Source organism: Okeania sp. SIO2F5 (genome assembly GCF_010692685.1).
Taxonomy (GTDB): domain Bacteria; phylum Cyanobacteriota; class Cyanobacteriia; order Cyanobacteriales; family Microcoleaceae; genus Okeania; species Okeania hirsuta.
On the sequence record NZ_JAAHGU010000080.1, the window covers coordinates 19732 to 32602 of the forward strand.

The following is a 12871-nucleotide window of genomic DNA, read 5'->3' on the forward strand; positions in this document are numbered from 1 at the left end:
TTATCTTTGAGCAGGTTGTATTTCCTGACAACAGTCAAAGATTTTACTATCAGCATAGTCCTCTAAACCAACTGATTTTAACAGTTCTTTCCACGCATTAGGATAAGCAACACGAGATTTTTCTAGAGTTGTAATTGTTTCGCTCCAAACTGATAATTCAGCATAGAGTTTAGCTAGTTCTAGTGGTTTTTCCTGCAGTTCTTTTAATTTAGCTTCTATTTCTGGCTTGAGAGGGGTACGTCTTAGCCATCCATTAATATAATAATCTAAAGCACGCTCCTCTGGATCGCAAATTATGCCAAAGTGCCAAATATAAGTGTTACTAGTTTCTAATTCAACTGTTTTTGGCAAACTTACTTTGATAATTCCAGCGGACTGAGGCAGAGATACACCTACTTTATATATTGGTTCTCTGACTCTATTTGTCCAATCAAATAAAGCAAATTCTGCCTTTCGTTTACTACTTTGAGGAACATAAAGGTAAACAGTTGGGTTAGGACTAACTGTTGTACCAATATTATTTTCTGGTACTACAGCAGTGAGGTTGCTTAATTCTTGCTTAATTATTGGATTACAAGGACCGCGAGACCCAGCTCCTCTAGTTCTCGATGGCGCACCTCTTGAAGTTGTTGGTGGAAATGTTACTGCTTGTAATTGTGGGCTTGATTCCACCTTAGTTTTTGCAGTTTGAGGGTGATTGACTGGAGGAGCTGAAACTAAAAGACCTACTAAAGAAAGTCCTAAAAAGTTTCGTACAAACATGATCAAAAATCACCTCCGTATAAACTCAAGTTATATAGCTATTGCTATTTTTAGCTACTATATCTTATTATAACATATAGTTTTTTTTTATTGTCGATAATTCATAGAAAAACGAACTTACAATTAAGTTTGTATAGAATGATTTAGAAAAAAAGGGAACTGCTAATTATTTAGGGATAGTAATTAATATATTTAGACTTTTAGCATTGCTATACAGAGTTTTCTTCTTAGTTATCAAACTATAATTTTTATTTTTTTATTTTAGCAAAAACTATCTTATTACCTTCGACTATTCACGATCATTTGTTCATATTTCATCATTTGTAAATGCTAGCTTATATTCACTCTAATCTAAACATATTGTAGATTTTTTTACCCATCTTCTCCCTGGTTTAAGGCTGTTATTACTGCGTGATGACTAATATTTTGATAAACCTTCTTAAAATTATCCTTAATAATATCAGCAGATGTACCCAAAGGAAGAGGTCCTAAAACATCTAAAACTGTCTCATTACTTGGGGGTGGTGTAATCACTACTAGGGAAGAATCTAGCTGTCGATCGTATTTCCAAAAATCCTCAAAATTTACATATTCTTTATTTGCTGAAGTTAGAGCTTTTTGGTTTTTTTCTGTTGTAATTTTTTCTTTGATTGTGGAATTTTCTTGTTCACTTTGACCGCGTTTTTTGCGTAGAACTTCTAATATTTTTTCTTTGGTACGACCGCGTAATTGAAATAATAAAAATGGATCTTCACTAAAGCGATCGCCTAAGATATAATAAACTGCTGCAATATGTTTACAAACTCTAGCTTTGTCAGGGCAGTCACATTTAGCATGGATATCATCTAAGGTAAATGGAAATAGTCTTAAACCATTAGTAGCAAAAACTTCTTCTATATTTTGAGGCATTTCTCCTGCTAATAATTTGGCAGTAAAAATTGCTCTTTGTGACATTGTTTCAATGACATAATTCCAGTCTTCATCACTAAAAGTATCTAACCATAATGATTGTTTATAAGGTTCTGGAGCTGTCCCTTGAACTTGGGAAATAATTTCTTTGTCTTTAAATTCTAGACTCAGAACGTTTCCTTGTCTGGCATAATTTCTTGCCCGTTCTAATCGTTTTTTAAACCGATAAGAATTTAACAAGTCTATCCATTGTTGAGTCCACCATTCTTTATCACTTTGTGAGTTGTTATAGTTAGTCATTTTTTTTATTAGGAAGTAAGAGGGAAGAAGGAAGAAGGAAGAAGGAAGAAGGAAGAAATTAAGTCTCAAATTTGATGAGTAAGTAGGAAGTAAGAAGGAATAAAGAATAAGTTAAACCTCAAATTCGATAACTGGCTAAGTACTTATACTATATATGTGGGTGCATCTCAATTTTGAATAAAGCCAAAAATTTATTGCTTTTAGGGAGCAGGCAACAGGGAATAGGGAATATATAAGAAAAAAGTATTTTTGCAAATATGAGATGCACTCATATATATCTACTATTATCTACTATATAGATCGTTTTCATTGACTTTTCTCAAGAGTCAAATTCTCAGGAAAATATTCAGCATAGATACTTAATTATTTACTCCTGTACGGGCGTTTTGCTCTGCAACATATAAAGCAGCAGCTCTACGTTAGCAAAGAGAAAAAATCCTTTGCTCCAATCCTCTTATTTATAAGAAGAGGTAATTCTAAATTCTAAATTCTAAATTCTAAATTCCTGAATCTTCTTCAATTACTTTATTTCTATCAAGTATTAATAAGTTTCTCAACTGGTCTGTATCTAGTTCAGTTAACCATTGTTCTCCTGCACCTACTACTTGTTCTGCTAGTTCTTTTTTACTTTCAATTAAGTCGTGTATTTTCTCTTCCAAAGTTCCGGTACAGACAAATTTATGTACCTGAACATTTCGGGTTTGACCAATTCTAAATACCCGGTCTGTAGCCTGATTTTCTACTGCTGGATTCCACCATCTATCAAAGTGAAAAACATGATTAGCACGAGTTAAATTTAAACCAGTACCTCCCGCTTTTAAAGAAAGAATCATTACTGGTGGACCTTGAGGGTCTTGTTGGAATCTGTCTACCATTTCTTCTCTTTTATTTTTGCGAGTTGCTCCATATAAAAATGATACTTCTCTGTCTAATTTTTCTTGCAAATAAGGTTGTAAAATTTTTCCCCATTCGGCAAATTGAGTAAAAATAATAGCTCTTTCTGTTTCTGAAATTATTTCTTCTAACATAGCAGATAAACGTTGCAACTTTCCTGAATTTTTATCGCTAATTTCTACTTTTTTCTTACTACCTTTTTTAATTTGTAGAAGTACGGGATGATTACAAAGTTGTTTGAGTTTTACTAATAGGGCTAAAACTTTACCTTTCCGCTGAATCCCATCAGCAGCTTCAATTTCTGCTAAGGAAGTTTCAACTATGTCTTGATAAAGTTTTGCTTGCTCATTTGCTAGTGGGCAAAAGATAGTATTTTCTTGTTTTTCTGGCAAGTCTTGAATAATATCTTTATCAGTTTTGAGCCGACGTAGAATAAATGGTTGAACCAGAGAACGCAAAGTTTGTAATGAATTTGTATCCCCATACTTTTCAATAGGAATAGCAAAGCGACGTTGGAAAAATTGTTTTTTTCCTAAATATCCAGGATTCAAAAAATCTAAAATTGACCATAATTCTGAAAGGCGATTTTCTACGGGAGTTCCTGTTAAACCAATTCTAAAAGATGCTTCTAATTTTCTTGCCGCTTGAGATTGTTTTGCCTCTGGATTTTTGATATTTTGAGCTTCATCAACTATTACTGCCTGCCATTTTATTGTCTGTAATGTTTTTTCATCTCGATACAATAAAGCGTAACTGGTAATTACTAAATGTTTGTGTTTAATTACTTTGAGAAACTCTTTACCTTTAGCACGTTTATCACCATGATGTACTATTACTTTTAAGGTTGGTCCGAATTTTTTAACTTCCCTTTCCCAGTTCCCTAATACTGAAGTAGGACATACTAATAATGTGGGTGCTTCTAGTAATTCTTGTTCTTGTTGATTGAGAAGAAAGGCTATTGTTTGGATGGTTTTACCAAGACCCATGTCATCTGCCAAACAAGCACCCAAACCCCAACGTTCCAAAAATGTTAACCAACTTACGCCTCGTGCTTGATAAGGACGTAGTTCGCCCCGAAAATTCTTCGGAGTCGGAATTTCCTCTAAGGAACGATTATTTGTCAAAGTGTCCAGAAGTTCTTGGAGTTGACCACCAGCTTCAAAATTAACGACGGGCAACTTTTCCATAACTTGAGTGTCTCCTGTGGCCAATCGCAAAGCGTCTTCTAAAGATAAGGCCATTTCGTCTTGACGACTAGCAAAGAAATTTTGGGCTGCCCGCACATCTTGGGGTTGTAGTTCGACCCACTCGCCGTTAATTTCTACTAAGGGACTATCTTTTGCAACTAATCTATTAAATTCGGCTTTGGTTAATTTCTGACCTCCAATGGACAATTCCCACTGAAAATTGAGGAGACTTTTTAAGCCTAGTCTTTCAGTTTTTTTAATTTTTGGAGCTTGGGCACGAATACTTAGACCTAAGCGGGAAGCCCATCCTTCTCTATTAGCTAAACTAGGTGGTAAAATCACTCCTAAACCACTGTCTGTAAACCGCCAACTCCCACTTTTAATAAATTCATAAGCTTGGTGCGGAGTTAATTGGCAATTTTGGGGAGTTGCTTGTTGTAAACTAGGTTCAATCGTTGGATAAATTCTTGATGCTAAACCTAAGCCACTTAGCAGTGTTTCTTGAGGAAATTTAATTGTTCGTCCTTGATAGTTGAAGTTTTCTACAGGATTTTTCCAAATTGTCTTGGCATCGACTAAAAATTCTGGCTCGTCTATTGCTTGAAGACAATATTCTAGAGTCCATTCTTTGGAATTGTTGGATGGTGAATGAAGATGAAAACAGGTAATGAATTTATTTTCTGTAGTTTGATATTGTTGTAGAGGCGATTGCCAATTATCGAGTATTTTGCTAATTTGCTGTGTTTCTTTAGTGGCAGGTAATTTTAAAGCTGATTTTTCTGATAAGGATTTTAACCATTGTTTAATTACCGGATTTAATGAGGAAATTTCTGTTTGAGATATTTCGGATGATATTTGTCTAATTTGTGTGTCTATTGTTTTTTGCAAGAAATCTTGGAGTAGTTCTTGACTTGCTCTGAGGTTTGGTAATTTTGAAGCGTTATTTTTGGGGATAATTTGTAGATTTTCTAAGGAAATAGGCGACTGCCAATCTAGTTGATATGTGCGACAAACAAGAGGCATTTGTAGAGTAAAATTTTTCAGTCGATTTTGGTCTGTAGCACTATCAAGTAAGGGTTGCCAAATAGCAAAAATTTGTTCATTTGATTGTTGTTCAATAGTTGGTAAAAATTTACATCTTGCTAATAAGTCAAGATTCCATCTTGCAACATGAGACCAAAACCTTAAATCTGCCCCAATGAAAGATTCCGTGATGTTGCCCAGAGGAAAAGAGCGTAAAAATTCTATTGTTTGTATAGGGTTTAGGCAAATTCCTTCTATTTGCCAGGGATAAAGATATAACTTTTCTGTAGTTTCTGAGAAATTAGTGGCAGAATGAAGTGGGTATAGTTTTTGACTAGATTCTAATAATTTTGTGGGAAGAGCTAAAGTTTGGTTTGTTGTGATTTTCTGATTTTTTAAAGAAATATTGGTCTTTTCCTGGAATAGCTTCAAAAATTCATTTCCAGTTATTGCATAAGGATTACTAATTATTTTTCCTGTTTCACCAGCATCATCTTCTGTAATTCTGCGCCAAATTTCTCCCCAAACAAATAAATAACTTTCTTGTTCATATTGAGCAAACCAAAAACCATGTAAAATCGCCATATTAAATATCTATCAAAAAGGTTATATGTAAGCATTTCCTGCGGAATGCCGCGCAAACAGCTATTAGCAGTCAGCTATCAGCAATTAGTAATGAATTATTACTTCTAAGGTTTAGGAAGGAGACTGTAACAGTAATTTTTATTCTGCTTCAATTTCTCAATTATTTTACCTTCCCTCAAAATTAATAGCTGATAGCTAATAGCTGACGGCTGAATGCTTAAGGTTATATTTTGATTACTAATATTTTCTAATAAAAATTGTTGAATAATCAAACTTTATAGCAGGGAATAGTGAATCGTGGCAAAAGCTTTTCTCTGTATCCGATTCATCATCAACATAAGTCCTAACCAACTCGTTCCTTAACTATAGAAATCAAAAATGGCATCCTAGTTAAAATAACTGGATGCAGCCTCCGTAATTGAATATAGAAGGTTATAAAATAAAAGTATTATAGCGGTTTCTGTTCATCAAAATTCTACGAGAGGTAGTAGAAATTAATAGACATCTCTAGAAAATAGGGAAATACCAGATTGTTCCTTCTGTGGTAGATAACTAAACCCCTTGCTGCTTCTTCCATTTTATTTTTAATTTTTTTTTAATTTTTGGAGATGTGTAAAGGAAAGGACGCAGATATATCAAAAGCTTAAAACTTAGACAATGCCAGATTTTTCTTGACTCTGGTAGATAACTAAACCCTTCTTCCTTCTTACTTATTCCCTCTTACTTCATTCCTTCTTAACTTCTTAACTTCTTCCTTCTTCCTTCTTCCTTCTTCCTTCTTCCTTACAATTGCCCCATTAACAATGTTACGATTTCCACAGAAGCGAAAGAATAATATGATTAGAGAAGGAAAAAAAACTGGATGGAAGAGATAGACAAATCCATATCCTTTGATGGACGGGATATTAGACTAAAAGTTGGTTTATTTGCGCCTCAAGCTGGTGGTGCCGTGATGATAGAGTCAGGAGACACAGCAGTGTTAGTGACGGCCACCACCTCCAAAGGTAGAGAAGGAATAGATTTCCTACCTCTTTTGGTGGACTACGAAGAAAGACTCTACGCTGGTGGTAAAATTCCAGGTGGTTTTTTGCGTAGGGAAGGTCGCCCACCAGAAAAGGTGACACTTACTGGTCGTTTGATTGATAGGCCGCTACGCCCTTTATTTCCAAGCTGGTTGCGTAATGATATTCAAATTGTGGCCACAACTTTGTCCATGGATGAAGAGGTGCCACCAGATGTGCTAGCTGTGACTGGTGCTTCTGTGGCAGTATTACTAGCTAAATTACCATTTTATGGCCCAATGGCGGCAGTGCGGGTAGGTTTGGTAGGAGACGATTTTATTATCAATCCAACTTACCGTGAAGTCAAAAATGGCGATTTAGATTTGGTTGTTGCTGGGTCTCCTCAAGGGGTGATTATGGTAGAAGCAGGGGCCAATCAATTACCGGAACAAGATATTATTGAGGCAATTGATTTTGGTTATGAAGCAGTTTGTGACCTCATTCAAGCTCAACGAGAAATTATTGCTGAAATGGGTATTGAACTTGTTGAATCGGAACCTCCGGAAGTAGACCCCACTTTAGAAGATTATATCAAAGACAAAGCAACAGAGTCGATCAAACAGGTATTATCTGAATACGATTTGGATAAAAATCAGCGCGATGAAAAACTTGATGTAATTAAAGAGTCTATTGCAGAAGCGATCGCTGAACTACCTGAAGAAGAACCAGTAAAGGTATTCATTGAATCAGACGGTATGGCATTAGGGAATGTCTTTAAGGGTGTCACCAAAAAACTGATGCGCAAACAAATTATTGATGAAGGTGTCCGGGTTGACGGTCGTAAATTGGATGAAGTCCGTCCTGTTTCTTGTCGGGTAGGAGTTTTGCCACCACGAGTCCACGGTAGCTCTCTATTTAATCGAGGTTTGACTCAAGTAATGTCTGCTGTAACTCTGGGAACACCTGGTGATGCTCAAGAATTAGCAGACGACTTACATCCACAGGACGAAAAACGTTATCTGCACCATTATAATTTCCCTCCTTTTTCTGTAGGAGAAACCAAACCATTACGATCGCCTGGTCGTCGTGAAATAGGTCACGGTGCTCTAGCTGAACGTGCATTGAACCCAGTCATACCAACAGCGGAGATTTTTCCCTATGTTATTCGAGTGGTTTCAGAAGTGCTTTCTTCAAATGGTTCAACTTCTATGGGTTCCGTTTGTGCTTCCACCTTGGGTTTAATGGATGCTGGTGTTCCCATTACGAAACCTGTGAGTGGAGCAGCTATGGGTTTAATTAAAGAAGATGATGAAGTTCGTATCCTCACAGATATTCAAGGTATAGAAGACTTCTTGGGTGATATGGACTTCAAAGTTGCTGGTACTGATAGTGGTATCACAGCTTTGCAGATGGATATGAAAATTACAGGTTTACCTCTAACAGTGATTTCTGATGCAATTCATCAAGCTAAACCTGCACGGTTACATATTTTGGAGAAAATGCTTAGTACTATCGATCGAGCTCGTCCAGATATGTCACCTTATGCACCACGACTATTAACATTTAAGATTAGTCCAGACATGATTGGTTTAGTGATTGGACCTGGTGGTAAAACTATTAAGGGTATTACTGAGGAAACGGGTGTCAAAATTGATATTGATGATGATGGCACAGTGACTATTGCAGCGACTGATGGCGAAAAGGCGAAACAAGCTTGCAATATTATCCAAGGTATGACCAAGAAACTGAATGCTGGGGATGTTTATGTTGGTCGTGTGACTCGAATTATTCCTATTGGTGCTTTTGTGGAAGTGTTTCCAGGAAAGGAAGGAATGGTTCATATATCTCAAATTGCAGATTATCGTGTTGGTAAAGTTGAAGATGAGTTAGCAGTTGGAGATGAAGTAATTGTTAAGGTACGAGAAATTGATGCTAAGGGTCGGGTGAATTTAACTCGTTTGAATATTCATCCAGATGAAGCTGCTGCTGCTAAACTAAATGCAATGCAATGAGTTCTTAAATTAGCAATCAGAAGTCAGCAGTAAATGTGTGCGTTTGCGGAGCATTCCGGAATGGAAATGAGGATTTAAACCCAGAGCTGCAAAAAGCTGTTAACATTAGCGTTTGCGCAGCATTCCGATAGGAAAGATCCTCTGTTTGCGCAGCATTCCGTAGGAAAAGAGGCAGTTCCTCTGCAAGAGGCTAACTGAATGCTAAAAGCTAATAGCTAGTTAAGGATAGTTACAAGTCAAAAGTAAAACCTCAGAAATGGGTAATAATCATTCTGTTGTCATTGTGCCGATAGAAAATTTAAGTTTTTCTTTGGAAATATCCCATTAACTGGCACACTTTTGACTTGGTAAGTAGGTTGGTAAAATTAAATATAAAATGCTTATAAGAGGGAACAGAAAACAGGAAATTTTGATTAAAAAGTATTTCACTTTACCTGAAATCTACCTCTTAAAGTTTTATATTTATTTATAACCACTGTTCTCATGTCCGGTTGAATACTTATAAATAACGATGATAGCTAAAAGTCTTATATTATCGGCAATTTATTCCCCTCCTGGGAGGGGTTAGGGGTGGGTTGCCAGATGAGCTGTTGCCTGCGCACAGCGCTATAATATCTGAAGAAAAAAGAGATCATGGCAAAATTTAAGAAACTATTTCACCCCAGAATAAAAAAACAACTGCCATGACGTTTGGTTCAGACCTTACCAGTAGTATGACAAATATGCGCTTTTATTAGCATACTAGGATGGTTGTCATTAGTTCATAGCCAAACAGCAGTTAATGAAATTGTTAATCAGCTCCAAAAAGAAATTAGCAGTCGGGTAGAAGAACAGACAAAAACTTACACAAAGATTCCATATTTATTTATGAAAATAGTAATTTTGATAAAATTTGCCCACCTGACAAATAAAAATTTGTCAATCAATATTGAAAAGTATTATTTTCTCTAAATACTCAAAATATTATGTCTTCTAATTTCCCCAAAAAATTAATTTTAATTACAGCACTTCTATCATTAATTCCATTAAGCACTGCTCAATACTTACCTCAAGTTAGTAATAATTTTATCTCTACATTTTGGCAGAAATTAACAACAGCAAATACTAGCAATAATTCACTTACTACTGCAGCTCCTTCCCCTTCAGTATCTAAACTACCAAAACCTCCACTAGCAACTTATAAAAACTTCGACATCGTAATTTATGGAGATGAACTTCAAGGAATATGTGCTGCTATTTCGGCTAAAAAAACATTAGGAAAGACAGGTAAAGTTGTACTAATACGTTCCAATTCTGAAAATGCAGCTCTAGGTGGTTTACTCACACGAAGTGGATTAGCTTATCTTGACTATGATAAAACACCAGATTGGCAATATCGACCATATTCTCAGTGCTTTCTTAACTTTTTGAAAAAAGCAAAAGTTGTCGAAGCTTGTGTTGCTCCAGACAAAGCAACAAAAGCAATGAAAGAAATGTTAGAAGCGGCGGGAATTGTAGTTATTTCTAATGCTTCTCTTACACCTTATGTCGAGAATAGAAAAATTAAATTTGTACAGATCGACGACACAAATATTAGAGTCAAAGCTGCTGCTTTTATAGACAGCACTCAAGATGCAGAACTAGCAAGAAAAGCTGGTGTACCTTACTATTTAGGATTTGCATCACAAAACCCACAACTATGGGATGAAACTATCGCAACTTCTATTGTTCCCACAGTGACTGGTTTAAGTATTTACGAATTCAAAAAAATAGAATCAAAAATACTGTTTAACCGTCAAAAAATGGCAAAAATTAAGACAAAAATTCAAGCAGACCAAGCACCAACAGATGCTAAATTTACCCTAAAAAAATTTAGATTGCCAATAATTAAAACATATAAAGATGGCTATATTAACAGAAGTATTGCTTTAGCAGGGGCTTATCATATTCATAGAAAACACTCTTTTAATCTAGATTTATCATCAGTATTTTTATTTGATAAGCTGAATATTTGTCGTGTGGGTCAACGGGAATTATCTTTGAATGGATTTTTGTTTAAATATAACAGTCAAAAAGTGAGAGAAATAGAAAATAATAACTTTCAACCAACTCAAGACATGATTACAGAGATGCAGGAACTTGAAGCTTGGTTGAGAAAAATGTCAGGGAAAGATGTCAAAGTAATTTTACCTTCTGAAGTTTATATTAGACATAGTTTAAATATTACGGATGTTGTTGATCCATTGACAGGAAAAGAAATTCTTCAAGGGGGTACTTCAGCAGAAAATTCTATTGGTACTTTTTCTTATGAATTTGATTTTAGGGGTGGTGTTAAAGGTTTAGGTATTAATTATTTACCTCTACCGAGATATAACTTTGGAATTGAAAGTGCTTTAGCTAAAAATGTGAATAATTTAGCAGTTGTCGGACGCTCATCTGGATATATAGGAATTGCTGTAGCAGTAGCAAGAATTCAAACTATGAGTATTTATCAAGGACAAGCAATAGGAGTAGCAGCAGCTATGGCAAATCAAAAAGGTATACCCTTAAATCAAATCACTTCTGCTGAAGTTCGGGAAAAATTAGAACAATTAACTGGTAAAAAGACAAAATTAAGAGGTGAAAATCGAACTGGAGGTAGAGATTATAGTCATGTAAAATAACCTAAAGGGAATAGGGAGTAGGGAGTAATATATCTTATAGAAAATTTCATCTCAGTTAGGTACAGTACTAGCGGGCAATATGCCCGCACTACAGAGATTTAAACACTAATATTTGTACTTCATATACGACCGAATCTCCTGTAAGTTCATAGCTATAATTCTTCACTCGCATTACCGAATTTAACTTATTATTTAATATAATAAAGTCATCAATAAGCATAGCATTATTTTTGGTATTTCATATATAGTAGTCGAAGCAAAGGTTAGGACAGATAAAAAGCTTAAAACTCAAACAAAGCAAGGTTTTTCCTTCTTCTTTCTTCCTTCTTCCTTCTGCTATAAAATCTAATTAGGGCTTGCTGATTAAATCTAAAAGCATTGACATATAAAGACAAGTGCCTTTTTGGGGTCGAAAAAAGTGCATGGTTTTCAGTCTAAAAGGCTCAAAAAGTTAGTATTTTAGGCGCATAGTTGGGCAGAAAAATCAAGGGACAATTCTTACTCCTACCTCCTCTAAATTCCTATTTCTCCCCTCCTGGGAGGGGGAGGGGCGAGGGGTGGGTTGTCTTCTGTCTTCCCCTCCTGGGAGGGGCGAGGGGTGGGTTGTCTCCTACCCCAGCAAAAAGACTTTCCATACGCAAACCCTAATCTTTCATAATAGCTTGCCCAAAAATATAAATTGATAGAATTGCTAATAATCCACGAAAAGCTAAACTGATAACTTTGTCTGGTAATTTAGGCAGAAATCTCGTACTAAATTGAACACCTAATAAACCACCAAATCCTAATAATGCTCCAGGTTCCCATAAAACATTACCTCTAATCCCATGACCTATACAAGCAGAAAAAGCTGTAATTACAATCACTCCTAAGCTAGTTTGAATAGCTACCTTAATACTTTCACCTAATAATAATATTTGCAAAGGTACTATAATTACACCACCTCCCACACCAAATACACCTGCTAATAATCCAGCTAAACTACCAGTAATAACTCTAGCAATAACCTTGATATATTTATCTGGAAATTGATAATTTATTTCTTTGACTATTTTCTCAAACATTAATGGTAAAGGATGGGGAGTCAATGGCAAAATAAATTCCACTACAAAATCTTGATTATTAGTATTTTCTGCTTTGACTTTAAGATTTTCCTGCTGATTATTTTGTAATTCTTCGTCTTGCTTTTTCTTCATTGTTATTTGTTTACGAAACTCCACTAAATAGATATTCAAAGCTAGAAATAATCCAAAAGCAAATAACAACCAACGAGAAGCAAATAAATTAGCAAAATATACCCCTAACTGAGCAGTAATCAAAGCCGGAAACCCTATTCCTAGCACTCGAATAATACTTAAATATCCCATTTTCCAGTTTTGAATACTACCAGAAGTAGCCGTAATTATAATTGATAAAGTGCTAGTAGCAACTGCTTGTATAGGTTCATATCCTAATGTCACTAATAAAGGTACGAGAATAGTACCACCACCAATACCTAAAAATCCAGCCAATACACCAGCAAATAATCCAGAAACAGCCAGAATAAATAATTCTAT

Annotated in this window: 7 protein-coding genes; 3 read left to right on the forward strand and 4 right to left on the reverse strand. The window is 35.4% G+C overall.

Annotated features, from left to right (window positions below; all coding sequences use genetic code 11):
- The 3 genes from F6K27_RS21435 to F6K27_RS21445 all read right to left on the reverse strand — a co-directional run bounded on the left by F6K27_RS21435 (position 1) and on the right by F6K27_RS21445 (position 5660).
- Positions 1-762, reverse strand: a complete 762-nt coding sequence (locus F6K27_RS21435; RefSeq protein WP_287278010.1) for a DUF928 domain-containing protein — start codon at positions 760-762, stop codon at positions 1-3.
- Between the two features lie 372 nt (positions 763-1134).
- Positions 1135-1971 carry an SWIM zinc finger family protein gene (locus tag F6K27_RS21440; RefSeq protein ID WP_287278011.1) on the reverse strand — a complete coding sequence of 279 codons (837 nt, stop codon included), beginning with the start codon at positions 1969-1971 and terminating at the stop codon, positions 1135-1137.
- Positions 1972-2468: 497 nt separating this feature from the next.
- Positions 2469-5660 carry a DEAD/DEAH box helicase gene (locus F6K27_RS21445; protein ID WP_287278013.1) on the reverse strand — a complete coding sequence of 1064 codons (3192 nt, stop codon included), beginning with the start codon at positions 5658-5660 and terminating at the stop codon, positions 2469-2471.
- An 862-nt stretch (positions 5661-6522) separates the two neighbouring features.
- On the opposite strand from F6K27_RS21445, the gene F6K27_RS21450 reads away from it, so the two are divergent.
- The 3 genes from F6K27_RS21450 to F6K27_RS21460 all read left to right on the forward strand — a co-directional run bounded on the left by F6K27_RS21450 (position 6523) and on the right by F6K27_RS21460 (position 11315).
- A complete protein-coding gene (locus tag F6K27_RS21450) occupies positions 6523-8673 on the forward strand; it encodes a polyribonucleotide nucleotidyltransferase (RefSeq protein WP_287278014.1) in 2151 nt (716 codons plus the stop codon).
- A gap of 750 nt (positions 8674-9423) precedes the next feature.
- A complete protein-coding gene (locus F6K27_RS21455; protein ID WP_287278016.1) occupies positions 9424-9624 on the forward strand; it encodes a hypothetical protein in 201 nt (66 codons plus the stop codon).
- A gap of 14 nt (positions 9625-9638) precedes the next feature.
- Positions 9639-11315 carry an FAD-dependent oxidoreductase gene (locus F6K27_RS21460; RefSeq protein WP_287278017.1) on the forward strand — a complete coding sequence of 559 codons (1677 nt, stop codon included), beginning with the start codon at positions 9639-9641 and terminating at the stop codon, positions 11313-11315.
- Positions 11316-11959: 644 nt separating this feature from the next.
- Here the strand turns inward: F6K27_RS21460 and F6K27_RS21465 are convergent.
- Positions 11960-12871: a sulfite exporter TauE/SafE family protein gene (locus F6K27_RS21465; protein ID WP_287300914.1), complete on the reverse strand. Its 912-nt coding sequence runs from the start codon at positions 12869-12871 to the stop codon at positions 11960-11962.